General features: G+C 59.6%; 26 protein-coding genes. 11 read left to right on the top strand and 15 right to left on the bottom strand.

Annotation, left to right across the window (positions count from 1 at the left end; genetic code table 11):
• Positions 1–107 precede the first annotated feature (107 nt).
• Both QOM10_RS00195 and QOM10_RS00190 read right to left on the bottom strand, forming a co-directional pair.
• Positions 108–875: a TerC family protein gene (locus QOM10_RS00195; protein ID WP_007911817.1), complete on the bottom strand. Its 768-nt coding sequence runs from the start codon at positions 873–875 to the stop codon at positions 108–110.
• 85 nt (positions 876–960) lie between these two features.
• Positions 961–2268 carry a CitMHS family transporter gene (locus tag QOM10_RS00190; protein ID WP_095119664.1) on the bottom strand — a complete coding sequence of 436 codons (1308 nt, stop codon included), beginning with the start codon at positions 2266–2268 and terminating at the stop codon, positions 961–963.
• Between the two features lie 323 nt (positions 2269–2591).
• On the opposite strand from QOM10_RS00190, the gene QOM10_RS00185 reads away from it, so the two are divergent.
• The gene (locus QOM10_RS00185) at positions 2592–2993 is read left to right on the top strand and encodes a GFA family protein (protein ID WP_316917379.1); all 402 of its coding nucleotides are present in this window, start codon (positions 2592–2594) and stop codon (positions 2991–2993) included.
• A 15-nt stretch (positions 2994–3008) separates the two neighbouring features.
• Here QOM10_RS00185 and QOM10_RS00180 read toward each other — a convergent pair whose 3' ends face one another.
• The gene (locus QOM10_RS00180) at positions 3009–3335 is read right to left on the bottom strand and encodes a DOPA 4,5-dioxygenase family protein (RefSeq protein ID WP_316917378.1); all 327 of its coding nucleotides are present in this window, start codon (positions 3333–3335) and stop codon (positions 3009–3011) included.
• An 83-nt stretch (positions 3336–3418) separates the two neighbouring features.
• Between QOM10_RS00180 and QOM10_RS00175 the strand changes: the two genes are divergently transcribed.
• Positions 3419–4081 carry an NAD(P)-dependent oxidoreductase gene (locus tag QOM10_RS00175; RefSeq protein WP_316917377.1) on the top strand — a complete coding sequence of 221 codons (663 nt, stop codon included), beginning with the start codon at positions 3419–3421 and terminating at the stop codon, positions 4079–4081.
• A 4-nt stretch (positions 4082–4085) separates the two neighbouring features.
• Here the strand turns inward: QOM10_RS00175 and QOM10_RS00170 are convergent, their stop codons facing one another.
• The gene (locus tag QOM10_RS00170; RefSeq protein WP_316917376.1) at positions 4086–5036 is read right to left on the bottom strand and encodes a choline sulfate utilization transcriptional regulator; all 951 of its coding nucleotides are present in this window, start codon (positions 5034–5036) and stop codon (positions 4086–4088) included.
• 114 nt (positions 5037–5150) lie between these two features.
• On the opposite strand from QOM10_RS00170, the gene betC reads away from it, so the two are divergent.
• From betC to QOM10_RS00155, 3 genes are all read left to right on the top strand, one after another.
• Positions 5151–6665 (top strand): choline-sulfatase, encoded by a 1515-nt coding sequence (gene betC, locus QOM10_RS00165; RefSeq protein WP_316917375.1) that lies wholly within the window; start codon positions 5151–5153, stop codon positions 6663–6665.
• Between the two features lie 16 nt (positions 6666–6681).
• The gene (gene choX / locus QOM10_RS00160; protein WP_316917374.1) at positions 6682–7602 is read left to right on the top strand and encodes a choline ABC transporter substrate-binding protein; all 921 of its coding nucleotides are present in this window, start codon (positions 6682–6684) and stop codon (positions 7600–7602) included.
• A 256-nt stretch (positions 7603–7858) separates the two neighbouring features.
• Entirely contained in the window at positions 7859–9427 is a 1569-nt protein-coding gene (locus tag QOM10_RS00155) for a SulP family inorganic anion transporter (protein WP_316917373.1), read from the top strand.
• Between the two features lie 116 nt (positions 9428–9543).
• Here the strand turns inward: QOM10_RS00155 and aroE are convergent, their stop codons facing one another.
• Positions 9544–10365, bottom strand: coding sequence for a shikimate dehydrogenase (gene aroE, locus QOM10_RS00150; RefSeq protein WP_316917372.1), 822 nt, complete (start codon positions 10363–10365; stop codon positions 9544–9546).
• Between the two features lie 9 nt (positions 10366–10374).
• Positions 10375–11289, bottom strand: a complete 915-nt coding sequence (hemF, locus tag QOM10_RS00145; protein ID WP_127925289.1) for an oxygen-dependent coproporphyrinogen oxidase — start codon at positions 11287–11289, stop codon at positions 10375–10377.
• A gap of 149 nt (positions 11290–11438) precedes the next feature.
• On the opposite strand from hemF, the gene QOM10_RS00140 reads away from it, so the two are divergent.
• Positions 11439–12416, top strand: a complete 978-nt coding sequence (locus QOM10_RS00140; RefSeq protein ID WP_160037646.1) for an NADPH:quinone reductase — start codon at positions 11439–11441, stop codon at positions 12414–12416.
• Between the two features lie 55 nt (positions 12417–12471).
• On the opposite strand, the gene QOM10_RS00135 is transcribed toward QOM10_RS00140, so the two are convergent.
• From QOM10_RS00135 to QOM10_RS00100, 8 genes are all read right to left on the bottom strand, one after another.
• Complete coding sequence (locus tag QOM10_RS00135; RefSeq protein WP_238786312.1) at positions 12472–13773, bottom strand: phenylacetate--CoA ligase family protein; 1302 nt, start codon at positions 13771–13773, stop codon at positions 12472–12474.
• Entirely contained in the window at positions 13763–15031 is a 1269-nt protein-coding gene (locus QOM10_RS00130) for an aminotransferase class I/II-fold pyridoxal phosphate-dependent enzyme (protein WP_160037644.1), read from the bottom strand. Before QOM10_RS00130 ends, QOM10_RS00135 begins: the two co-directional genes overlap by 11 nt.
• Complete coding sequence (locus QOM10_RS00125; RefSeq protein WP_150749928.1) at positions 15028–16122, bottom strand: DUF3419 family protein; 1095 nt, start codon at positions 16120–16122, stop codon at positions 15028–15030. Before QOM10_RS00125 ends, QOM10_RS00130 begins: the two co-directional genes overlap by 4 nt.
• A 42-nt stretch (positions 16123–16164) precedes the next feature.
• Positions 16165–16899, bottom strand: a complete 735-nt coding sequence (locus tag QOM10_RS00120; protein ID WP_316917371.1) for an iron-containing redox enzyme family protein — start codon at positions 16897–16899, stop codon at positions 16165–16167.
• Positions 16877–17530 (bottom strand): hypothetical protein, encoded by a 654-nt coding sequence (locus QOM10_RS00115; RefSeq protein WP_316917370.1) that lies wholly within the window; start codon positions 17528–17530, stop codon positions 16877–16879. The genes QOM10_RS00120 and QOM10_RS00115 overlap by 23 nt, the downstream gene beginning before the upstream one ends.
• A gap of 283 nt (positions 17531–17813) precedes the next feature.
• Complete coding sequence (locus tag QOM10_RS00110; RefSeq protein WP_127925283.1) at positions 17814–18371, bottom strand: L-threonylcarbamoyladenylate synthase; 558 nt, start codon at positions 18369–18371, stop codon at positions 17814–17816.
• A gap of 55 nt (positions 18372–18426) precedes the next feature.
• Complete coding sequence (gene dprA, locus QOM10_RS00105) at positions 18427–19527, bottom strand: DNA-processing protein DprA (protein WP_150749926.1); 1101 nt, start codon at positions 19525–19527, stop codon at positions 18427–18429.
• Between the two features lie 80 nt (positions 19528–19607).
• Entirely contained in the window at positions 19608–20633 is a 1026-nt protein-coding gene (locus QOM10_RS00100; protein ID WP_316917369.1) for a LysM domain-containing protein, read from the bottom strand.
• A 160-nt stretch (positions 20634–20793) separates the two neighbouring features.
• On the opposite strand from QOM10_RS00100, the gene def reads away from it, so the two are divergent.
• The 5 genes from def to QOM10_RS00075 all read left to right on the top strand — a co-directional run bounded on the left by def (position 20794) and on the right by QOM10_RS00075 (position 25470).
• Positions 20794–21300 (top strand): peptide deformylase, encoded by a 507-nt coding sequence (def, locus tag QOM10_RS00095; protein WP_007911858.1) that lies wholly within the window; start codon positions 20794–20796, stop codon positions 21298–21300.
• A gap of 57 nt (positions 21301–21357) precedes the next feature.
• Positions 21358–22317, top strand: a complete 960-nt coding sequence (gene fmt / locus QOM10_RS00090) for a methionyl-tRNA formyltransferase (protein WP_150749924.1) — start codon at positions 21358–21360, stop codon at positions 22315–22317.
• On the top strand, positions 22314–23624 hold the full coding sequence (rsmB, locus tag QOM10_RS00085; protein WP_316917368.1) for a 16S rRNA (cytosine(967)-C(5))-methyltransferase RsmB: 1311 nt from the start codon (positions 22314–22316) through the stop codon (positions 23622–23624). The genes fmt and rsmB overlap by 4 nt, the downstream gene beginning before the upstream one ends.
• 22 nt (positions 23625–23646) lie before the next feature.
• Positions 23647–25023 (top strand): Trk system potassium transporter TrkA, encoded by a 1377-nt coding sequence (gene trkA, locus QOM10_RS00080; RefSeq protein WP_034152201.1) that lies wholly within the window; start codon positions 23647–23649, stop codon positions 25021–25023.
• A gap of 132 nt (positions 25024–25155) precedes the next feature.
• Entirely contained in the window at positions 25156–25470 is a 315-nt protein-coding gene (locus QOM10_RS00075) for a tetratricopeptide repeat protein (protein WP_127925278.1), read from the top strand.
• A 1-nt stretch (position 25471) separates the two neighbouring features.
• Here the strand turns inward: QOM10_RS00075 and QOM10_RS00070 are convergent, their stop codons facing one another.
• Complete coding sequence (locus tag QOM10_RS00070) at positions 25472–25711, bottom strand: PilZ domain-containing protein (protein ID WP_127925277.1); 240 nt, start codon at positions 25709–25711, stop codon at positions 25472–25474.
• Between the last annotated feature and the right edge of the window lie 21 nt (positions 25712–25732).

Here is a 25732-nt window from a genome sequence, read left to right as displayed (position 1 = left end):
GAGCCTGCTCGCGATAGGGCCATCAGCCTCAACATTGATGTTGACTGACAGACCGCTATCGCGAGCAGGCTCACTCCTACAAGGGGTGTGGCGTCTGGACTACCGGGTTACTGGCCCGGAATGTCCTTGCGCAGTTTCACCGGGTCTTGCTGCTGTCGCTTCTTGGCCATTGCGCCGCGCAGCTTGATGTTGATCGCTTCCACCGCCAGCGAGAACGCCATGGCGAAGTAGACGTAGCCTTTCGGCACATGCACGTCGAACGACTCGGCAATCAGCACGGTACCGACCACCAACAGGAACGACAGCGCCAGCATCTTCAGCGACGGGTGCTTGTCGATGAACTCGCTGATCTTGCCCGAGGCCAGCATCATCACCAGCACGGCCACAACGATCGCCGCAACCATCACCGGCACGTGGGAAACCATACCCACTGCAGTGATCACCGAATCCAGCGAGAAGACGATGTCGATGATCGCGATCTGGATGATGGTGTAGAGGAAGTTGCCGCCCTTGCCACCCGGGGTTTCGTCGCTTTCGTCTTCGCCTTCCAGCGCGTGATACATCTCTTGCGAGCTCTTCCACAGCAGGAACAGACCACCGAAGAACAGAATCAGGTCACGGCCGGAAATGCCCTGACCGAACACTTCGAACAGGTCGGCGGTGAGGCGCATGACCCAGGTGATCGACAGCAGCAACAGGATGCGGGTGATCATGGCCAGGCCAAGACCGAAGATCCGGGTGCGCTGCTGCATGTGTTTGGGCATGCGGCTGACCAGGATCGAAATCATGATGATGTTATCGATGCCGAGGACGATTTCCAGGGCGGTCAGGGTGAAGAAGGCAACCCAGATTTCGGGGTTGGTCAGCCATTCCATGTGTATTCCTTTGAGCGATTGTTAAACCGAAAAAGGTCCGGGCTTCAAACCGCGAAGCCAGGACCCGAAACGGTGAGTCTTGGGCTTATAGAGTGCTGAACACCGGGAAAGTCCCCAACAGCAGTGCAGCAATCAGGATGCAGATACAAACCAGGATCGCCCATTTCAGGGTGAAACGCTGGTGGTCACCGAAATCAATGCCGGCCAGGGCTACCAACAGATACGTCGATGGCACCAACGGGCTCAGCAAGTGGACGGGCTGACCGACGATCGAGGCACGGGCCATTTCCACTGCGGTGATCCCGTAGTGGCTGGCGGCTTCGGCCAACACCGGCAACACGCCATAGTAAAACGCATCGTTGGACATGAAGAAGGTGAACGGCATGCTCACCAGCGCCGTGATCACGGCCAGGTACGGGCCGAGGAAATCCGGAATCACTGCCAACAGGCTCTTCGACATCGCATCGACCATGCCGGTGCCGGACAGGATACCGGTGAAGATACCCGCCGCAAAGATCAGCCCGACCACTGCCAGCACGCTACCGGCGTGAGCGGCGACGCGATCCTTCTGCATCTGCAGGCAAGGGTAGTTGACGATCATGGCAATACTGAAAGCCACCATGAACAGCACCGGCAATGGCAGCAGGCCGGCGATCAGGGTGCACATCAGGCCGAAGGTCAGGGCGCCGTTGAACCAGATCAGTTTCGGACGGCGGGCATCCGGGAACTGCGACACGCTGATTTCGCTGTGATCGACATCATCGCCAACCAGATGCAACTCACCCAGACGTGCACGCTCACGTTTACCGTAGAAGTAGGCGATGACCAGGATCGCCAAAACACCCGCCGCCATCGCCGGAATCATCGGCACGAAGATATCCGACGGGTCGACATGCAGCGCACTGGCGGCACGGGCAGTCGGGCCGCCCCATGGGGTCATGTTCATCACGCCACCGGCGAGGATGATCAGGCCGGCCATGATCCGCGGGCTCATACCGATGCGGCTGTACAGCGGCAGCATGGCGGCCACGCAGATCATGTAAGTGGTCGCGCCGTCACCATCGAGGGAAACGACGAGCGCCAGTACGGCGGTGCCGACCGAAACCTTTAGCGGGTCGCCCTTGACCAGTTTGAGGATCTTGCGCACGGCCGGGTCGAACAGGCCGGAGTCGATCATCAGGGCGAAATAGAGAATGGCGAACATCAGCATCACGCCGGTCGGCGCCAGCTTGGTGATGCCTTCGAGCATCATCGGACCGATCTTCGGTGCAAAACCACCGAACAGGGCGAAGACAATCGGGATGATGATCAGAGCGATCAGCGCGGACAGGCGCTTGGTCATGATCAGGAACATGAACGTGATGACCATGGCGAAGCCAAGGAAAGTCAGCATGGGAATACTCCAGGCGTAGCGCGGCTAGTTGAGTGAGCGGATCGGACGGGATCAGCGCAGAACGGGAAGCTCGAAACGTACGGGCGGAGTGACAGCGAAGAGGCGGGTTACAGAGGACATCAGAATCACCATTGTTGTTGTTAATTGGGCCGTTCGTGCGAGGCATCACACGCGTTGGCCAACCGGTCTGTTGCCGGAAGTGGAGGCGATGCTAATCGCGGAAGCTTTCAGCTACCTTTCGCTGCAGAAAGCTTTGAATGAACGGTCAACCGGCCGTCGGATGCGATCTAAAGTCAATAAACACGGGAAGGGGGAGCTTCGAGATGGGCGAATTGCACAGCGGCGGCTGCCATTGCGGACACATTCGTTATCAGTTCAGCGGGGCGTTGCAGGATATCGCCCATTGCCATTGTTCGATTTGCCGCAAGGTCAGCGGTGGAATCGTCACGACGTGGATCACCGTGCCGGCGGCAAATTTCCAGTGGCTGGCCGGGGCGCCATCGCGGTACGACTCGTCGGCCAGTTGCGCGCGCTTCTTCTGCCCGAACTGCGGTGCGCAACTGGCGTTGGTGACGTCGCTCAGCCCCGAGAGCATCGACGTGACCATCGCCACGCTGGATCAGCCGCAACTGGCACCGGCCGAGCGACATATCTGGACGGACAGCCAATTGCCCTGGCTGCATCTGGACGAGCAGCTTCCGGGCGAAGCTGAAGAAACGCTGTAGGTTTATAGAGCCTGATTAAAAAACCGACAGATTCAGCGGCCGGATCGCACCCATCCAGATCGCGTGTTCGGTGTGGTCGAGCAAATCATCCCCAGTGTCCGGGTGCATAAACACCACCAGACCTTGGCGATTGAGCGCCAGCCACGGCAGCACCTCGCCGATCAGCTCGGGGTCGAAGGCCAATTGGCAACTCCAGTCCGGATGCGGCCCGACCGGACGTTCGTGGACGCGGCCCATTTTCAGCGCAAACAATTGCGCGGCCTGCTCGCACAAGGCCCGTGCCTGTTCAATGGTGCTGGCGTCGAAATAGACGTGGGCGTGGTAGCCCTTGATCGCTTGCATCTGAAGCCCTCGCAAATCGGTTCGAACCCTCGGCGTTGCCCGTATGTCACACGCCATACAAGGGATAAGAAAAGGGATCAGCCATGAAAAATGCCGAAACCCCGGCGGTAAAAGTGGTGCTCTATGGTGCCATGAGTAGCCTGGGCAGCGCGTTGATGGCTGAGTTGCTGCGGCGTCAACACGAAGTCATTGCCATCCTCGACGATTTGACCGCACTCGCACCGCGTCCGGGTTTGCGCACCAAAACCGGCGATTTGTTCGACTCGGAGCGGATCAATCAGAGCGTGGCCGGTAGTTCGGCGGTCATCTGTTTATTGGATGCGCCGGGGTTGCCGTTCAGTAGCGATCAGGTGGAACGGGCTGTCGTGCTCGGCCCGGTCGAACAGGTGCTGGCCGTCGATGCGCTGGTCGATGGGCTGCAAGCGGCCAATGTGTCGCGGCTGTTTCTGGGGGGCGATTTTGCCGTGCTGGATGAGCCGGATGTCGATGATCGCCTGCAACGTCACGCCGCCGAGGAAATACGTGAAGCCGTGCAAAGCAGTCCGCTTCACTGGACGCTGGTCAATGCGCCCCATGGCGTGGCCGGGCTGACGATTGAGCATTTCAGTCAGGTCGGCGGCAATCTGGAACCGGGTCTGGCCGAACCGCTGGAGCGTTTGAATCGCGTGGCGGTAGGGATTGCTGATGAACTGCGGCTGAATTTGCATGTGGGGCAGCATGTGAATTTCGTGGCGGCCAGCGAATAGGCCGCTATACGGCGATGGAAGGCAACGCGAGTCCATTGAGGGATTTTGCGCTGCTCGCCTGTTCCGCCATCAGCCAATCAACAAACTGCTGAATCAACGCACCCCGGCGTTTGCGTTGCGGGAGCACTACGTAATAACCGAGGCGCGACAGGGTCGTTTCGGCGATGGGACGACACAGCAAACCCTGACTCAGCAAGTTATCCACAAGGTGGCGCCAACCAATCGCCACGCCTTGGCCGCCAATCGCCGCTTGAATCAACAGCGTGTAATTGTCGAAGCGCAATTGCCCCGGGGCGGGCGGCGTGGTGATGCCGAGCTGGCGAAACAGACCACTCCAGTCAAACCAGTTGCTGCTGTTTTCCCCGCGCAGGTGCAACAACGGAAACTCCAGTAACGCCTGAGCAGGCAGGGGCAGGGCGCGGTCCTTGAGCAATTGCGGACTGCACACCGGGAACACTTCTTCGCTGAACAGCCAATGGCTTTCGCCCTGTTTGAAACGCCCGTCGCCAAACAGGATGGCCACGTCAATATCGGTGCGCAGCATGTTGTGGTTGCGTTCACTGGTCACCAGGCTGACGTCGACCTGCGGATTGGCTTCGTGAAAACGGTGCAGACGGGGCATCAACCAATAAGCGGCGAAGGCAAAATCGGTAGCGACCTGCAGCACCTCATGTTGCTGCTGTGCGCTGATCGCGCTCAATCCGGCGTCGATATTCTGCAAACCGAGGGTAACTTGCTCGAACAGGATCGCACCGACTTCGGTCAGCTCAATCCCTCGGTAAATGCGATCAAACAGCCGCGTGCCGAGTTGTTCCTCCAGCCGTTTGATCTGCTGACTGATCGCTGGTTGCGTGGTGCCAAGCTCTACCGCCGCTGCGGTAAAGCTGCGGTGGCGGGCTGCCGCTTCGAAGGCGCGCAACAGGTCGAGCGACAGATTTCCCAAGGCGTCATACATAAGCTGTGCTTATCCTAGTCATTGTCCGGCGCGGGCTTTACCGACTACAGCATGGACTCCATGCTCGATCGCAGCAATGTCGCATAAATATTCACTATGGAATGCCGCGATCACATGAAGCGCAAGAATATTCTTTTCATCATGGCCGATCAGATGGCCGCGCCAATGTTGCCGTTCTACGGCCCTTCGCCGATCAAACTGCCGAATCTTTCCCGCCTCGCCGAACATGGCGTGGTGTTCGATGCCGCTTACTGCAACAGCCCGTTGTGCGCGCCCTCGCGTTTCACCCTGGTCAGCGGCCAATTGCCGAGCAAGATCGGCGCCTATGACAACGCCGCCGATTTCCCTGCCGATGTGCCGACCTATGCCCATTACTTGCGCCGCCTCGGCTACCGCACGGCGCTGTCGGGCAAGATGCATTTCTGTGGCCCTGATCAGTTGCACGGCTACGAAGAGCGCCTCACCAGCGATATCTACCCGGCCGACTATGGCTGGGCGGTGAACTGGGATGAGCCGGATGTACGGCCGAGCTGGTATCACAATATGTCGTCGGTGCTGCAGGCCGGTCCGTGTGTGCGCACCAACCAACTCGATTTCGACGAAGAGGTGGTGTTCAAGGCGCAACAATATCTGTTCGATCATATTCGCGAGGACGGCGATCAGCCGTTCTGCCTGACTGTATCGATGACTCACCCACACGATCCGTACACAATTCCCAAGGCGTTCTGGGATTTGTACGACGATGCAGATATCCCGTTGCCTACACCCCCGGATCAACACGAACTCGATCCACACTCGCAGCGTCTGCTTAAGGTTTATGACCTGTGGGATAAACCGTTGCCTGTGGATAAGATTCGCGATGCGCGCCGGGCGTACTTCGGTGCGTGCAGCTATATCGACGCCAACGTCGGCAAACTTCTGCAAACGCTGGCAGAAACGGGTCTGATCGATGACACCATCATCGTGTTTTCCGGTGACCACGGCGACATGCTTGGCGACAAAGGCCTCTGGTACAAAATGCACTGGTATGAAATGGCGGCCCGAGTCCCCCTGTTGATAAGTGCTCCGGGCCAATTCGCTGCCGGGCGTGTCAGCGCTGCGGTATCGACCGCTGACCTGTTACCAACCTTCGTTGAACTGGCCGGCGGCACGCTGGAGCCCGGCTTGCCGCTGGATGGCCGCTCACTGGTCGCGCATCTGCAAGGGCAGGGCGGTCATGACGAAGTGTTCGGCGAATACATGGCCGAAGGCACCGTCAGCCCGCTGATGATGATCCGTCGCGGCGCCTATAAATTTATCTACAGTGAAAGCGACCCCTGCCTACTCTTCGATGTAGACAACGATCCGCGCGAACTGGAAGAACTCAGTCAATCGCCGCAACATCGCCAGCTGTTCGACGATTTTCTCGCCGAAGCCCGGGCCAAGTGGGACATTCCGGCGATTCACCGGGAAGTCCTTGCCAGCCAGCGCCGTCGGCGTTTTGTTGCCGACGCGTTAACCATCGGCAAGCTGAAGAGCTGGGATCACCAGCCGCTGGTGGACGCCAGTCAGCAGTACATGCGCAACCACATCGACCTCGATGATCTGGAACGCAAAGCACGTTATCCACAACCCTGCCAAAACCAATAATGTTAAGGGGAAGTCCATGCGTAAGTTATCCACAGTAGTGACGGTCGGCCTGCTCGCGATGAGCAGCGCTTCGGCGTTCGCCGAGCAGAGTTGCGCCACGGTGAAAATGGCCGACCCGGGCTGGAGCGACATCGCCGCGACCAACGCCATCACCGGGTTTCTGCTGGACGGCATGGGCTACAAGGCCAAGGTCGACACCCTCGCGGTGCCTATCACCTTTGGCGGTTTAAAAGACGGCCAGGTGGATGTCTTCCTCGGTAACTGGATGCCGGCGCAGCAGGGCTTCTACGACAAGTTCGTCGCTACCGGTGACGTCACGCAACTGGCGAAGAACCTCGACGGCACCGAGTTCACCCTCGCCGTGCCGGACTACGTATGGGACGCGGGTGTGCATAACTTTGCCGACCTGAACAAATACGCGGACAAGTTCGATCGCAAAATTTACGGCATCGGTTCGGGCGCGCCGGCGAATATCTCGTTGCAGGAAATCATCAAGAAGAATGACTTCGACATGGGTCAGTGGAAGCTCATCGAATCCAGCGAACAGGCGATGCTGGCGGAAGTGTCGCGAGCGGTGAAGAAGCAGAAATTCGTCACCTTCCTCGGCTGGACCCCGCACCCGATGAACGTGCAGTTGAAGATGCATTACCTGAAGGGTGGCGAGAAGTACTTTGGCGACACCGGCAGCGTGTTTACGTTGACGCGTAAAGGGTATGCCGAGGCGTGTCCGAATGTGGGTAAATTGCTGAGCAATCTGTCGTTCACTCAGGAGATGGAGAACAGCATCATGGCTGAGGTGGTGAACAAGAAGGTCACTAATGCCGAGGCGGCGAAGGCCTGGATCAAGGCGAATCCGGCGGTGCTGGATAAGTGGCTGGCGGGGGTGAAGACGGCTGACGGGAAGGATGCGTTGGCGGCGGTGAAAGCGAAGCTTTGATTGTGGGTTTTTTTGAATTTTGCTCGGCTTGAGATTTTTGCCCCCTCACCCCAGCCCTCTCCCCCAAGGGGGCGAGGGGGAAAGGGAGCCGATATTTGTTGGATTCAAAACTTGCGTTCAACGGTGAAATCGCAGGTTGATGAATCTTTGACAAACACCACGGTCAGTCCCCTCTCCCTCCGGGAGAGGGCTAGGGTGAGGGGCCTTTCCCCTGGCACCCTGATAACCTTGAACAAAACCCCAACCGCGAGGACCCATGGCCTTCCCCAGCCGCCACTCTCTCTTGCCCTTCCTCACCTGGCTGCCGCGGCAAACCCGCGCCAGCGTCGGACGGGACCTGATCGTCGGCCTCAGCGGTGCGATTCTCGCGTTACCCCAGTCGATTGCCTACGCGCTGATCGCCGGGCTCCCACCTGAATACGGCCTCTATGCCGCAATTATCCCGGTATTGATCGCCTGCCTGTGGGGCTCATCGTGGCATCTGATCTGCGGCCCTACGGCAGCCATTTCGATCGTGCTGTACGCCAGTGTCAGCCCTTTGGCCGTACCAGCATCGCAGGACTACATCACGCTGATCCTGCTGCTGACCTTCCTCGCCGGGATTTTCCAGTGGCTGCTCGGTTTGCTGCGCTTCGGCGCTTTGGTGAATTTCGTCTCGCACTCGGTGGTGCTGGGGTTCACCCTCGGCGCGGCGGTGGTGATTGCCATTGGGCAATTGCCGAATCTGCTGGGGCTGGACCTGCCGGCCAAGGCGACGGCGCTGGCGAGTCTGGTGGATCTGCTGCAACACTTCCGGGCTGTGGATAAACCTTCGCTGGTGCTCGGTGTGGCAACGGTGGTCGTCGGTGTGGTGTTGAAACAATTGCTACCGCGCTGGCCGACGCTGTTGATAACCCTCGCATTGGCCAGTCTGCTGGTATGGCTGTGGCCGGCGATGTTCGGCCATGTGCATCTGGTCAGCGCATTCGTCGGGCGTTTGCCGCCGTTCAGTGCGTTGCCGCTGGACCTGGATCTGATTCTGCGCCTGCTGCCAAGTGCCGTGGCGGTGGGCATGCTCGGGTTGGTCACCAGCCTGTCGATTGCGCGCTCGATTTCGGCGCGGTCGCAACAGTTTCTCGATGCCAATCAGGAAGTCCGCGCGCAGGGTTTATCGAATATTGTCGGGGCGTTCTTTTCCGGATCATTGTCGGCAGGCTCGTTTACCCGCTCGGGCCTCAGTTACGAGGCGGGCGCATGCTCGCCGCTGGCCGGGGTGTTTTCAGCGATTTGGGTGGCGTTGTTTGCGATTTTCGGCGCCGGGCTGATTTCACACATTCCCATCCCGGCAATGGCCGGCAGCATTCTGTTGATCGCCTGGGGTCTGGTCGATCATCGCGGCATCCGCGCATTGCTGCGGGTCAGTCGCGCCGAGTTCGTGGTCATGGCCCTGACCTGCCTTGCTACGTTGCTGCTGGAGTTGCAGACGGCGATTTATGCCGGTGTGCTGGCCTCGCTGTTCTTCTATCTCAAGCGCACCTCGCAACCGCGCGTGCAGCATTGGCGCGATGGCGAGGACGATATTTTGCGCGTCGGTGGTTCGATCTTTTTCGGCGCCAGTCATTACCTGCAAGTGCGTCTGCAACGGATGCATGGCGCGCGGGTGGTGATCGAGGCGCAGCAGATCAATTTCATCGATTATTCGGGGGTGGAGATGCTGCATCAGGAGGCGCGGCGCCTGCTGGGCCAGAATCGCAGCCTGACCCTGCGCCGGGCGCGGCCGCAGGTGGTGGAGGAGTTGCGCAAGCTTGAGGGGCCGGAGAAGTGCCCGATCCGGTTTGAGGATTGATTGGCGATCGAGGTAATCCTTGTGGGAGCGAGCCTGCTCGCGAAGACTGCGGCACATCCAACATTGATGTGTCAGACAGACCGCTTTCGCGAGCAGGCTCGCTCCCACAGGGTTATTTATTGGGCCAACTGGCGGCGCAGTTCGGCTAATACTGGCGCCGTGTCCGGGCGTACGCCGCGCCACAGGTAAAATGCCTCAGCCGCCTGCTCAGCAAGCATCCCCAAGCCATCCATCGCCACCACTGCGCCATTCTCGCTGGCCCAGCGGCAGAACGCCGTCGGTTCCTTGCCATACATCATGTCGTAGCACAGGGTCTTGCCCGGCTCGATCAGGCTCGGCGCAATCGGCGGCACGTCGCCGGTCAGGCTCGCCGATGTGGCGTTGATGATCACGTCCACCGGCTCACGCAACCAGTTGAAACCACTGGCCGACACCGGCCCCAGGTCGCAGAACAACTCCGCCAGCAACTCAGCCTTGTCCACCGTGCGATTGGCGATGATCACCGATGCGGGTTTTTCGGCCAGCAACGGTTCGAGCGCCCCACGCACTGCACCGCCAGCCCCCAGCAACAGGATGCGTTTGCCGCTCAGGCTGAAGCCGGCATTCACCGTCAGATCACGCACCAGCCCGGCGCCGTCGGTGTTGTCACCGAGTAGCGAGCCATCGGCGAGTTTGCTCAAGGTGTTCACCGCGCCGGCCCGTTGCGCCCGCGCCGTCAAGCTGTTGGCCAAACGGTAAGCGTCTTCCTTGAACGGCACAGTAACGTTGGCGCCGCGACCTTCCTGGAAAAACGCCGTGGCGCAGCCAGCGAAATCATCAAGCGGCGCCAGCAGGGTGCTGTAGTCGAGGTGCTGGCCGGTCTGTTCGGCAAACAGCTTGTGAATCATCGGCGATTTGCTGTGACCGATCGGGTTACCGAAAACGACGTAACGATCCATCAGAAATCCTCAGTCCTGGGCCAGCCAGTCGCGATCTTGCAGGAAGTACTCGGTCAGGCGCGCTTCTTCGCTGCCAGGCTCGGCCTTCCAGTCGTAACCCCAGCGCACTTGCGGTGGCAGCGACATCAGGATCGACTCGGTACGCCCGCCCGATTGCAGGCCGAACAGCGTGCCACGGTCATAAACCAGGTTGAACTCGACGTAGCGGCCACGGCGGAATTCCTGGAACTCACGCTGTTGAGCGGTGAACGCATCGTTTTTGCGGCGCTGCACGATTGGCAGATACGCATCAATGTAGGCATCGCCGATGGCGCGCATGAAGGCGAAGCTGGTATCGAAGTCCCACTCGTTCAGGTCGTCGAAGAACAAACCGCCAATGCCGCGCGGCTCGTGACGATGCTTGATATGGAAGTAGGTGTCGCACCAGGCCTTGTAACGCGGGTAGACGTCCGGGCCGAACGGCGCGCAAGCCTGCTCGGCAACGCGGTGCCAATGAATGCAGTCCTCTTCGTTGCCGTAATACGGGGTCAGGTCGAAGCCGCCACCAAACCACCAGACCGGCTCTTCACCTTCTTTCTCGGCGATGAAAAAGCGCACATTGGCATGGGAAGTCGGCACATGCGGGTTGTGTGGGTGAATCACCAGCGACACGCCGAGGGCTTCAAAACCGCGACCGGCCAGTTCAGGACGGTGGGCGCTGGCTGACGGCGGCAGACCGCTGCCAAAGACGTGGGAAAAGTTGACGCCGCCCTTTTCGATCAGCGTGCCGTTCTCGATCACGCGGGTGCGACCGCCGCCGCCAGCGGGCCGGGTCCAGGCGTCTTCGACGAAGCGCGTGCCGCCGTCTTCGCTTTCGAGGGCGGCGCAGATACGGTCTTGCAGGTCGAGCAGATAGGCCTTTACGGCGTCGGTGCGGGTCGTCATGGCTTCACCTTGAATCGGGCGGCGCCCCGCGGACGGGCGACGCAAATGGGCGCGTAGCATACCACCGCACAACGGCGCGCCGCAGTTGACGAAGATCAAGCATGAGAGTTGGATAGGGGGCTCACGAAAGACCCAAGGAGAGCAGGCAGATGGCAAAGCGTATCCAGTTCCGCGCCCACGGCGGTCCCGAAGTGCTCGAGTATGTTGACTACGAACCCGCCGCGCCCGGCCCGAATCAGGTGCGCGTGGCCAACAAGGCGATCGGCCTGAACTTCATCGACACCTATTTCCGTAGCGGGCTGTATGCGCCACCCGCCTTGCCATCCGGCCTGGGAGCTGAGGGTGCAGGCATCGTCGATGCAGTGGGCAGCGACGTCACCCGCTTCAAGGTCGGTGATCGCGTGGCGTACGGCAGCGGCCCATTGGGGGCTTACAGCGAATTGCATGTACTGCCCCAGGACAATCTGGTGCACCTGCCGGACGAAATCAGTTTCGAAACGGCAGCGGGGGTCATGCTCAAGGGTCTGACCGTGCAATACCTGTTGCGCCAGACCTACGAACTCAAGGGTGGCGAAACCATTCTGTTTCACGCGGCGGCCGGTGGCGTCGGGTCGCTGGCCTGTCAGTGGGCCAAGGCGTTGGGCGTGAAGCTGATCGGCACCGTCAGTTCCAAGGAAAAAGCCGAACTGGCCAAGGTCAATGGCGCTTGGGCAACCATTGATTACAGCCACGAAAACGTTGCACAACGCGTGCTGGAGTTGACCGGCGGTAAAAAAGTCCCGGTGGTCTACGACGGCGTGGGCAAGGACACTTGGCTGACCTCGCTCGACAGCGTATCGCCGCGCGGTCTGGTCGTGAGCTTCGGCAATGCTTCCGGTGCGGTGGACGGGGTCAATCTGGGCATTCTGGCCGCCAAAGGCTCGCTATACGTGACCCGGCCGACGCTGGCGACTTATGCCAACAATGCCGAGAATCTGCAGCGGATGGCCGATGAATTGTTCGAGATGATCATCAGCGGCAAATTGAAAGTGGACGTCAGCCAGCGGTATCCACTGGCTGACGCGGCGAAGGCGCAAACCGAGCTGTCGGCGCGGCGCACTACCGGCTCCACCGTTCTGCAACCCTGAAACGCAGCCATCAAACAAAGCACCCGGGCGAGCCTCACGAGGCTGGCCCGGGACGTCACCTCTCGACAAAGAACGGCGTCTTGCCTGCCAGGGTGGTTGCGAAATCACCACGGGGCAGACGCTGTACCTGCATGCCCAACACACCGGGCAATCTGAGCAATGCGCTCGCTTGCGCCTCGTTGTGCAAAGCCTGTTCGATGACACGTTCAGCAGCGGCGGGTAATCGATCCTTAGCGATAAGCAGCCGCAGGTGCGCACCGTCGGCCTGTCGATCAATCTGCACCTGCACATCCGAAGCGTGCAGTTCGGGCAACGTTTCTGCGAGCACACTCAGGACCTGTCGCTGAGTGATGATCGCACCGCCCAGCTTGATCGAAGCTTCGATTCGACCCTGCAGTTCCAGTATTGGCAAAGCGCTGCCACAGGCACAACCGGATTGCCTGTCCAAAACTCGCCCACGATCGCCAATGCGATACCGTAGCAGAGGCACCTGATCGGGCAGCAGAGGGGTCAGCAGAAACTCGCCGGTTTCACCGTCCACCACTGCTTGCAGGCTGAAGGGATCGACCACCTCAAGCAACATGGCGTCTGCATGCAAATGGTAGAAACCATGCTCGAGGTGCGCGCACTGGAAACCGATCGGGCCGGTCTCTGTCGAGCTATAACCCAATGATCGAATGCTCAGGGCCGGCCAGTCTCGGGCCAGTTGCTCGCGTAGCGGCTGACGGCAAGGTTCGCCAATGTAGTAGAGCCATCTCAAACTGCGCAGTTGCACCCCATCGACATCGGCATGATTGAACAGCGCCTCGGCGAAAGAGGGCGTGCAGATCAGTGCATCGGCTGCTTGTGAGTGAATCAACCCGGCTATGCGCTGCATGCCCATCAACGCGCCTGCAGGCAGCAGGCGTGCGCCAATGTGCTGGACGATGGCCGCCGCGTATTGAAAGGCTCCCTGCATTTCACCAGGCGTCAGGCAATTGATGACGACACGGGGCAGTTCACCGGTCGCAGCAAACATTCGCGCACCCAAGGGTACGATGCTTTCGTTGAATGCCCAGGAATGGGTGATGTGCTTGCGATTGCCGGTGCTGCCACCTGAAGTCAGGGTCAGCCCACCGCCCGGTGCGCAATGTGACGCTTCGCTGAGGTGGGTAAACAGCAACCCGCCCTGATCGTCCTCCACGGCGAGGATTGGCAGCCGATGCAGATCCTCGGCGGTCTGTATGTGTTGAATCTGCGGACATAGCGTGCAGAACCACGGCAGCGACCGCGCATAGGCCAATTTACGCACGAAGGCCTCGGCGGCTGCAGCCTGAACCGTCTTTGCACTGCTCCGTTGCATCAGGTCACTGCACATGATGCGGCTCTCCCTGACGAATGCCCAACTCAGCGAATCCTTCGTTGACAGCACTGGCCAGATGCTCCAACTGAACCTCGCTGTGATTGGCGCTGATGGCCAGTCGCAGGATTGCTTCACCTTTGGCCACCACCGGAAACAAGGCCGTGGTGACCGCGATAGCGTGCCGACGCAGGTGCAACGCCAGGCTGATGGCGTCTCGTTCGGCACCGACCCGGACGAAACGTATGGGTGAAGCAATCTGATGGTTGCCCAGTACCGGCCCGAGCAGACCATCTATAGCTTCGACATTTCTCCATAACGCCGCCTGCAACGCCCCCAACTGTGCAGAAAGGTGAATGCTTGCCGAGGCGACTGCCGCACCGACACCGCCCATGGACAGTGGCCCCCCGAACGTATACGTCGACGCATGGCGCCGAATCAGCTCGGCATCGGCCGACGTCAGCACCGTAATTGCACCGCCGGTAGCACCGAAGGCTTTGGACAATGACGACAGCAGGATCAAACGATCACGCAACGGCTCAGCAGCGACATCAAGTGCATAACCGCCCCCGGCCTGGCCATGGATCGAAGTGCCGTGAGCGTCATCCGCATACAGATAACCCTCAAAGCGCTCAGCCAGTTGCAGCAGCCTGTTAACGGGATAAAGCCCGCGCATCGAACCGATGCTGTCAGTCAGCATAATGGGTGTGTTGCCGGCAGCGACGGCTGCAGAACAAGCGTCCTCGACTTGCTGAAGATCACTGCAATCGCAGCGCTGGACGGGACCGAACTGCCACAGAATGCCTTGCAGTACTTGCATCGAAGCATGGGCCGCGCGGTCAACGATCCAGCCTGGGCCACGGCGCAAGGGATACGACGGCAATTCACCGGAGCCCAACAGCGGCAGACACCCCAGATGTGCGCTGCCCACCGAGTTGAATGTCACCGTATGCCCCTGGAATATGTGGTTCAACTGCTCATCGAGTTCGCGCATCGGCGGTAGCAGCGCTCGGGTGCGGGCGGCAGCAAACTGCACACCGAAAGACTCGACGGCTTGTACTGCGCCTTGAACCAGACGGGGATCGCTCTCGAGTCCCAGATAGGAGCACGAGAGAAATTCGGTCAACTGCTCGCCACTGCTCAACTCTATGACCTTGCCATCGCGCTGCACCAGGTTCAGGCCATTGAGCCCGGCGTCGAACAATTGCTGCTGATCGTCACGTGCCTGACGGACACGGTTCTTGACCCAATTGACGGTCGGATGAGGTGTATTCATCGAGATACCTGCACAGATGATGTCTGGCGGTAGACCTGTACTCGCCAGAGTTGAGTTTTTTCTCGTGCGATCGCGTCCTGAAACTGCGCGGTAACGTCGCAGAAGCCTTCGCAATCGGGCCTGATCACATGCAAATGGCCACGAATAACCGTCAGTGCGTCCTCGCCCAGAGCGGGTCGGAGCCGCTGCAGAACATCGATGCCAACCTCCGCCGGCAGGAATGAAGGCACGTCGGAAAACGAGACAAAGTCGACATCCCTGCACCTGGAAGCACAGTCGAAAATATCGCCCTGCACCACGGTCAGCTGGCATTGCTGCAGCGCCTTGTGTGCCTGTTGAAAAACCTGCGGATCGCACTCCAGTGGAAAGCCCTGCGGATAGCGCAGCTCACCGAAAAACAGCATCTGCAGGAAAAAGCTTTCGCGCACCACCTGGGTGGTAAACAAGGTATGGAAGATATCCAGATACACCTCGCGGGAACTGATACCCAGGTTGTTGCGGGGAAACGCCCCTTTGTACAACAGCGAATTGAGCACCGCTGCGTTGCCCAACAAGGCGATCACAGCCTTCCAGCGCTTGAGGGGAAACCGGCTTTGGTAATAAGCCGATTGCTCTCCCAGATCACGAAACTGGAAAATCGCTCGCCCCGCCTTGCCGGTGAACAATCCATTGACCTTCGCCAACCGCTGCAGAGTCTGCTCGAAGGCCCCTTGGTAAATCGGTGCCTGCCAATGACGGGAATGAAGCAAGTCCGCCAGCCAGCGGCGATCAAGCGGAGGCAGATCCAGAAGGCGAAATATGGATTTGCGCCGAGTCACCGACGTTTCCGGCCGGTAGCCCATGAAATCCATGAACGACTGGCGATCGGTCTGCTCAAGCAAAGCTAAACGCAAGCGGGTAAAGGCCAGCTGCGGCCCACTGATATCAGCGCAAGTCATGCGGGCCGGGTGGCGGGCCAGCAACGGTAGAAGCCGACCGCCGCAGCCGGCAACGCCCAACACGTGCCTGGCATGCTCGGGCAGAATGGCGTACTCGAGCGCCGTGTCTTCATCCCCCAACGCGTAGTTCAGCCGTTCGAAATAATCAGCCATCCTGACCTCCGCCTGACCAACGTGAAAATAAACGTGAAGGCGTCATGATTTATCCAGGGCATGGAGGAATTCGTAACGGGGCGCGAGGCCGTTTTGCCAGGCTTCATACTGCTCATAAACGGCTTCGAGCATGTTGCCGGTCAGGCGCAGACTGGTTTCCATCACGGTGGCAATGGCATCCCAGTCAGCCTGACGCTTGCAGGTTCGCTGCAGGATGAGTTTGATCTCATTGAAGTGCTCGACATCGATGTCCGAATGAGCAATGAAGAACGTCAGTTGAGCGGGTTTCAGCGCCAGCGTTTCACTCAGCTTGTCGATCAGCGGAGTAATAAAGTGATAAGCGTTTTCCGCCCAGTAACTGTATCCCAGCCGTTGTAACGGATTACCGGTAAAAGAAATCCAGTACAAATAAGCGATCAATACTTCCGTCGCTGGAAGTGCCTGTGGCATATCAAATACTTCATTCTTCAATCCCAGACTCATGACATCGTGCAGGGCCATTTTTTCATGACCGACTTCTTGTGCTGCATGTTCAAAACAGAACTTCGCATAAACAGGATTATCGGCATGTCGCACACCGACCAACCCCTGATTCCGGGCATTGTGTGCGGTGTAATGAAAGGTTTCGATCATGTAGATCGCATATAACGCTCTGGAAACACCGCCCTCGCGGATAGCCTTGACCAGCCGGGAGTTATCCAGAATATCGGCCCACGCTTTTTCGATGCGCTGATCGAGCAGAATCAGCTGTTGTTCAAAACTGACGGACGCATTCATCGCGATTCTCCGGGTAGGTGCCGTTCATGGGGAAAGGTTGTTGCAGCGCTGTGAGGATTTGCCGCCACTGCGCAGACAGCAGCCAGTAATCGCCGCGTGCGCGGTGTTCGATATGCAGTGAGTTGGAAGTGATCGGGGTCAGGCCAAAGCGCTGGAACAGTCGCCGTTGTGGCAATCGACACAAGGCCGTCACACCTTGATAGCCACGATCGATCGCCCATTCGGTGGCGGCTGCAAGCAACGCATTGGTCGGCACCGGCCGGTGCTGTTGCGAATGCGTGATCAAGCGACTGAACTCGACATGGCGCGCCAGCGCCACGGTCGGAGAAACATACTGGTGCGCCAGCGAAGCCCATTCGAACGGCGAAGGGGTCACTCGCAAAACCGCCGTCAGTTGATCGCGCTGATACAACAGAAAATGCGTACTGCGCGATGAAATCGCCAGCCTTGTTTCAAGTGCCCGGGCTCTGGACGTCAGCATGTAATGCTTTAGTCGCAGACGAAACTGCCGGCCGATGAATCGTTCAAACTCGCTGGCATCTGACCCCGCATCGAGAATAACAATACGATAATCGGCATGCTGCCTGGTTAATGTCTCTTGAAGCCCCTGCAGATAATCCTTGAGTTGCAAGTTCGTAGTATCCATTCCTTCTCCGCAGACGTTAACTTATCGAAGTTTCTGAGCGCATTGAAATAATGGATGCTTTTAGAAATATCGCCACTGCGCGACTTCTGATAATGACGTGGGAAAAGTTACTGAAACTTCTAACTTATCGATTTATCTGACACGAAGCAGTACAACATAAACAACAGATTGTTTAAGTTATGGAGATTGACCAAGGATAAATCGCAGACAGAAAAAACTCCTCGCCTAAACAGTCGAGGAGTTCAAGAGCAGAAGGCAGAAAAACAGGTCAGTCGGGACGAATGACCTTACCCGTCGCCAGATCGCGAATGACGCTAGGGTTTTTCCGCCCGCCGAGACTGCCACCCAGCACCAGATCGACCTGGCCACGGAAATATTGCTCAACCCGTAAACGCGTACGCGCTGCCGGGCGACCCTGCGGGTTGGCAGAGGTCGAAATCAATGGCCCGACCATCGAGCACAGATCGCGCACTTGCGGGTGATCGCTGACCCGCAGTGCCACGGTGTCGTGCACGCCGGTGACCCATTCCGGCAACAAGCCCTGATGCGGCACCAGCCAGGTGTTCGGCCCTGGCCAGGTGCTGGCCATGCGGTCGATCCATTCTTGCGGGAAGTCTTCGAACAGGAAATCGAACTGGCGAATGTTGTCGGCGACCAGGATCAGCCCTTTGACCACCGAACGATTCTTGATCGCCAGCAACCGATCCACTGCCTCTTCGTTCCACGGGTCGCAACCCAGCCCCCAGACGGCTTCGGTTGGATAGGCAATCACCGCCCCGGCGCGAATCTCTCGTGCGGCTTGTTGCACACGCCAACTGTTAACCATGAAAAAACTCTCCGCAAACAGGTTTCGCGCAGTTTACCGATCTTCCTTGTAAAACCTAGCGCGTCCTGGCCAACCAGCGACCGTTTTCGCACACCGCACGGCCATCCATTTCCAGTTCGGTCAGAGCGGCCAGGACTTTGGGTAAAGCCCAGCCGCTGCTGTCAGCCAATCCCTCGCTGGTATGCGGCGCGGCATGGAGCAAGGCGAGTAACGGATGATCGACTTTCGGAGCGTCTGTGGACAACGGCAAATGCTGCCAGCCGCGCAGTGCTTCGAGGATGTGTTCGATGGTTTCCACCAATACCGCGCCATCACGAATCAACTGATGACAACCCCGCGCGCCGGGGTGGTGGATGGAGCCGGGAATTGCATAAACCTCGCGCCCCTGTTCCGCCGCCAGCCTTGCCGTTATCAATGATCCGCTGGCAACGCTGGCCTCGACCACCAGCACGCCGAGAGACAAACCGCTGATGATGCGATTGCGGCGCGGGAAGTTGCTCGCGGTCGGCCCGGCGTCCAGGGGAAACTCCGAAAGCACCGCGCTACCGGACGCAATCATCGCATCAGCCAAGCGTCGATTGCGCTGTGGATAAAAGTTTTCCAGCCCCGTGCCGAGTACGCCCACGGTCAGCCCGCCAACATCCAGAGCGGCCTGATGCGCAGCGGCATCGATACCCAACGCCAACCCGCTGGTGATGACAAAACCGGCCCCGGCGAGGCTGCGAGAAAACGCTGCGGCGGTGTCCATTCCCGGACGCGACGCGCGACGGCTACCCACCATCGCCAGTTGCGGTTTCTCAAGAATCAGCGGATCACCGGCAACGAACAACATTGGCGGCGGATCAGGAATCTGCGCCAGCAGCGCCGGGTAATCGGCTTGATCCCACATCAGCAAATGATGCTCTGGCCGCTCTAGCCAGCGCATTGCATGGCTGGCACCGTCGCGAACGTCTGGACAGCGCCGCGCTTCGGCGCACGTCGCCGGCAAACCCAACGAACGCCACGCACTGGCCGGAGCGCTGATGGCTTTGGAGGCCGAGCCGAAGGCTTCAAGCAATTTGGCAAAGCGCTTCGGGCCGACATCCGGCAAGCGGTGCAGGCGCAGGCGCGCTTCCAGTTCCGCCGGGGAAACCGGCGTGGAGGCAGACATCATCATGGATCATCCTTGATCGTTATAAGCCCCGAACCATTCGGAACAAGCTGTGGATAACTCTGTTGGTAACTTGTGAAGCTTGCTTACGGATTTCGTACCTTGTCGAGCACCGCCAGCGAGCGCGATGCGTTGAGAACGAGGCCGTAGCTGAGTTTGTCGTAGGTGCGAAACACCATCAGCAACCCGGCGCGTTCGTCGGGGATCTTTAGCGGTTGACCGGTGACACGGTCGCGCACGGTTTCCCCGGTCTTCATCACCACCAGCACATTGCCTTCGGCCAGACCGTCGCGCTTGCCCTTGTTCAACGTGACCACGTCCATCACGCCGATCTGGGTGACGCCGCGCGGCACGTCGATGATCACGCCGTTGATGCTGCTGGTGGGCGCGCTGGGCATGAAGGTCGAATTGATCGAGCGTTCTTCGCCACTGAACAAACGATCGCCGAGGCGCACTTCCTGGGTGGTGCGTTGCAGGGCGAGGGTGGCGACGTCGCCTTCGGTGGCGACGATTTCACCGCCGCCAATGTCATCGGCGTTGATCCCGAGAAACTCCTTGGTCTCAGGATCGGTGTAGACCTTGCCCTGACGGAAGATCCCGTAAACCGGCTGATTCGGGTCGAAATGGCCACGTGCGAAGATACGGTCACCGGTGCCGCTGAGCACGCGTTCGGCATCGCCGGCGACAATGTACGGCGCCTTGTCGAAATCTTCGACCTTGTCGACGATGCGGTTACTCAGCAGAAAGCTGTTGATGGACTTGAGTGGAATACTTGGAATCGCTTCGGCCACCGGACTGGTGCGGATCCGTGGCGACAGTTTGATGGTGCCACGCGACTCGCCGCGATTGAGGGTCAGACGTGGCTGGCCATCGACATAACTGAGGGTCAGCGTGTCGCCGGGATAGATCAGGTTGGGGTTTTCGATCTGCGGATTGGCCCGCCACAGTTGTGGCCACTGCCAGGGCTCGCGCAGATATTTGCCGGAAATGTCCCAGAGCGTGTCCCCCGAAACCACCGTGTATTGCTGTGGAAAACCATCCCTGAGTTGCACTTGCCCTTGCACCACGCCGGCCGAAGCCAACAGCAGCAGGGCGAGTAGTGTTTTCCTCATGCGGTGAATCCCTTTATCATGTGCATTCGCGTGAACCGTCAGAGCCCCCGTGGCTCGCTTGTGCAAAATGCACAAGCTACGCTTCACAACGGTAGCCTGCATCTTCGGACCTGCCAGGCCATCGCCCGACTTTACTCAACGTGTGCAGCAATCAAAGCCTATGGCCATTTTAAACATCCTCGAATTCCCGGACCCGCGTCTGCGCACTATCGCCAAGCCTGTGGCTGTAGTGGACGACGAAGTGCGTCAGTTGGTCGATGACATGTTTGAAACAATGTATGAAGCGCCGGGCATCGGCCTTGCCGCGACCCAGGTCAACGTGCACAAACGTATCGTCGTGATGGACCTTTCCGAAGACCGCACCGAGCCGCGGGTGTTCATCAACCCCGAGTTCGAATCGCTGACCGAAGAAATGGACCAATACCAGGAAGGCTGCCTCTCGGTACCGGGTTTCTACGAAAACGTCGATCGCCCGCAAAAGGTCAGGATCAAGGCGCTGGACCGCGACGGCAAGCCTTATGAGCTGATCGCCGAAGGCCTGCTCGCCGTGTGCATCCAGCACGAATGCGACCACCTCAACGGCAAATTGTTCGTCGATTACCTGTCCACGCTCAAACGCGACCGGATCAAGAAGAAACTGGAAAAGCAGCACCGCCAGAACGCTTGATGCCCCTCTTCAAAGGCTTGCTGCGGCAAGCCTTTTTCTTTTTATGAGACGCCCTTCATGACTGAGCCACTGCGCATCGTTTTTGCCGGCACCCCGGAATTCGCCGCCGAACACCTCAAGGCCCTGCTGAACAGCCCTTACGAGATCGTTGCGGTCTACACCCAACCGGATCGTCCGGCCGGTCGCGGGCAAAAACTGATGCCGAGCCCGGTCAAACAGCTGGCCCTGGAAAATAATATCCAGGTGTTGCAGCCACCGACTTTGCGTAACGCCGACGCCCAGGCTGAACTGGCTGCGCTGAAACCAGACTTGATGGTGGTGGTCGCCTACGGCCTGATCCTGCCGCAAGTGGTGCTGGATATTCCGCGTCTGGGCTGCATCAACAGTCACGCCTCGTTGCTGCCACGCTGGCGCGGTGCGGCGCCGATTCAACGCGCCGTGGAACACGGTGATGCCGAGAGCGGCGTCACGGTGATGCGCATGGAGGCCGGCCTCGACACCGGGCCGATGCTGCTTAAGGTCGTCACGCCGATCAGCGCTGAAGACACTGGCGGCAGCCTGCATGACCGCCTCGCCGAAATGGGCCCGCCGGCCGTGGTGCAAGCGATTGCCGGTCTGGCCGCAGGCACGCTGGAAGGCGAAGTGCAGAACGACGAACTCGCCACCTACGCGCACAAGCTTAACAAAGACGAAGCACGCATCGACTGGAGCCGTCCGGCGGTTGAGTTGGAGCGACTGGTACGCGCCTTCAATCCATGGCCGATCACCCACAGCACCCTTAACGGTGAAGCGCTGAAAGTGCTGGCGGCGACGCTCGCCGACGGCAAAGGCGCCCCGGGTGAAATCCTCAGCGCCAGCAAGGACGGTTTGGTCGTCGCCTGCGGCGAACAAGCCCTGTGCCTGACCCGCCTGCAACTGCCCGGCGGCAAAGCGCTGAACTTCAGCGACCTGTTCAACAGCCGTCGTGAGAAGTTCGCGGTTGGCACCGTGCTCGGCGCAGCGGTGGACGCGCAATGAATCCGCGTCTGGCCGCCGCCAAGGCACTCGCCGCCGTGCTCAGCGGCAAGGCCTCGCTGAACAGCTCACTGCCGACGCAACTGGACAAGGTCGAGGATCGCGATCGCGGTTTCACTCAGGATCTGGCCTTCGGCACCGCGCGCTGGCAGCCACGTCTTTCGGCATTGGCCGAGAAACTGCTGCAGAAACCGTTCAAGGCTGCCGACGCCGATGTTGAAGCGCTGCTGCTGGTCGGTCTCTACCAATTGCTCTACACCCGCGTGCCGGCCCACGCCGCCATCGGCGAAACCGTCGGTTGCGCCGACAAGCTGAAAAAGCCATGGGCCAAAGGCCTGCTCAACGCCGTGCTGCGCAATGCCCAACGCGAGAGCGAAACGATTTTCGCCGAACTGGAACGTGATCCGGTGGTGCGCACCGCTCACCCGCGCTGGCTGCAGAAATCCCTGAAAGCCTTCTGGCCGGAACAGTGGGAAGCCATCTGCGAAGCGAACAACGCGCATCCGCCAATGATTCTGCGGGTCAACCGCCGTCATCACAGCCGTGACGCTTACCTCGGCTTGCTGACTGAAGCCGGAATTGCCGCGACGCCGTGTGTTTACAGTCGCGACGGCATCATTCTCGAGGCCGCTGCCGACGTACGCAGCCTGCCGGGTTTCGCCGAAGGCTGGATCAGTGTGCAGGACGAGGCCGCTCAACTGGCTGCCGACCTGCTCGATCTGGCGCCGGGTCAACGTGTGCTCGACGCCTGCTGCGCGCCCGGTGGCAAGACCTGTCACATCCTCGAAGCCGAACCGGCGCTGGCCGGCGTAGTCGCGGTGGATCTGGAAGCCAAGCGTCTGGTCCGCGTTAAGGAAAACCTCGAACGCCTCGGCTTGAACGCTGAACTGATCGCCGCTGACGGTCGCGATATCGAGATGTGGTGGGATGGCAAACCGTTCCAGCGCATCCTGCTCGATGCCCCGTGCTCGGCCACTGGGGTGATCCGCCGTCATCCGGACATCAAGCTGACCCGTCAGCCGGACGACATCGTCGCCCTCGCGCAACTGCAAGGCGAGCTGCTCGATGCGATGTGGAAAACCCTCGAAGTCGGCGGCATCCTGCTGTACGCCACCTGCTCGACGCTGCCGACCGAGAACACCGAAGTCATCGCCGCGTTCCTCGAGCGTACGCCGGGTGCCCGCGAACTGGATCTGGCCACCAGCGCCGGGATCAAGCAGCCCCATGGTCGCCAATTGCTGGCCCAGCAGGGCGGGCATGACGGGTTCTACTACGCCAAGCTGATCAAGATCGCTGCCGCGCGCGGCTAAACGGATTCAACGGAGTGACTGGATGAAAATCATCATCCTCGGTGCGGGACAGGTCGGCGGTTCGCTGGCCGAGCATTTGGCCAGCGAGGCCAACGACATTACGGTGGTCGACACCGACGGCGAGCGCCTGCGCGACCTCGGCGACCGTCTCGACATCCGCACCATTCAAGGCCGTGGCTCGCTGCCGTCGGTGCTGCGTCAGGCCGGCGCCGACGACGCCGATATGCTGGTGGCGGTGACCAACAGCGACGAGACCAACATGGTCGCCTGCCAGGTCGCCCACACCCTGTTCCATACCCCGACCAAGATCGCCCGGGTGCGCGAAGCGTCTTATCTGAATCGCGAGGAACAGCTGTTCCAGAACGAAGCGATTCCGGTCGACGTGCTGATCAGCCCCGAGCAAGTGGTGACCAACTACATCAAGCGCCTGATCCAGCATCCGGGCGCCTTGCAGGTGATCGACTTCGCTGAAGGCGCGGCGCAACTGGTGGCGGTGCGTGCCTATTACGGCGGGCCGCTGGTGGGTCAGCAATTGCGTCAGTTGCGCGAGCACATGCCGAATGTCGAAACCCGCGTCGCCGCGATTTTCCGCCGCGATCGGCCGATCCTGCCGCAAGGCGATACGGTGATCGAGGCCGATGACGAAGTCTTCTTCATCGCTGCCCGTGAGAATATTCGTGCAGTGATGAGCGAAATGCGCCGCCTCGACGAAACCTACAAACGCATCGTCATTGCTGGCGGCGGGCAAATTGGCGAGCGTTTGGCCGAGGCCATCGAAAGCCGTTATCAGGTGAAGATCATCGAGATGAGTCCGGCGCGCTGCCGTTATCTCTCCGACACCCTCGACAGCACCGTAGTCTTGCAGGGCAGCGCTTCTGACCGTGATTTGCTGCTGGAGGAGAACATCGCCGATGCCGACATTTTCCTCGCGCTGACCAACGATGACGAAGCCAACATCATGTCGTCGTTGCTGGCCAAACGGCTGGGGGCGAAGAAGGTCATGACGATCATCAACAACCCGGCCTACGTCGATCTGATTCAGGGCGGCGATATCGACATCGCCATCAGCCCGCAACTGGCGACCATCGGCACGCTGCTGGCCCACGTGCGCCGTGGCGATATCGTCAGCGTGCATTCATTGCGTCGCGGTGCCGCCGAAGCGATCGAGGCGATTGCTCACGGTGATGCGAAGTCGAGCAAGGTAATCGGCAAACCGATCGAGAAGATCGGCCTGCCGCCGGGCACCACGATTGGTGCGGTGATCCGCAATGAACAAGTGATCATTGCCCACGATGACACGGTGATCGAGGCGGGCGACCATGTGATTCTGTTCCTTGTGGATAAAAAACATATTCGCGATGTGGAGAAGCTGTTCCATGTGGGGTTGAGCTTCTTCTGAGGTTGATCGTTCCCACGCTCCGCGTGGGAATGCCTCAATGGACGCTCTGCGTCCCGCTATTGGGACGCAGAGCGTCCCGGGCTACATTCCCACGCGGAGCGTGGGAACGATCACATTAACGAGGGTGCAAAAATGCTCGAATCCCTGGAAAAAATGCTCGCCAAGGGTGTGGATAACTCATTGCTGCGCTTCGGCCTGGGCAAGGGTTATCTGGATCTGGGCGAAAACGCCAAGGCTGCCGAGCATTTCCAGCGCTGTGTCGGTTTTGATCCGAAGTATTCGGCAGCCTGGAAGCTGTTGGGCAAGGCGCAGTTGGCGCTGGGCGATAGCGCCGCCGCACGTCAGGCGTGGGAACAAGGTCTGGAAGCGGCCCGCGCCCACGGCGACAAGCAGGCCGAGAAGGAAATGACGGTGTTTCTGAAGAAGCTCGATCGTCAGGCGCAATAAGTCAAAGGTAGCGAAGACCGATACCGTCGGCATCTACCGTCACCACCTCCATCCGCACCCGTGGCGCGCCTGTGGGTAAATCCTGCACCTGGCCGTAAACCACCGCGCCTTTGGGCAAAGAAGCCAAAACCGGATGCTGCACAAACACCCCGGTAGGCGACAGGTTGCGCGTCTGCCCGAGGCATTCGCCAAAGCTGTCGTGGGTAATCTTGATGCGGAAGGATTTGCGTTGTTCGGACATCTTGTTGCGCCCTTTGATGAA

This window comes from Pseudomonas sp. P108 (assembly GCF_032613195.1).
Classification (GTDB): Bacteria; Pseudomonadota; Gammaproteobacteria; order Pseudomonadales; family Pseudomonadaceae; genus Aquipseudomonas.
Note: the sequence above shows the minus strand (reverse complement) of the source record. Positions and strands in the feature narration are given on the sequence as shown.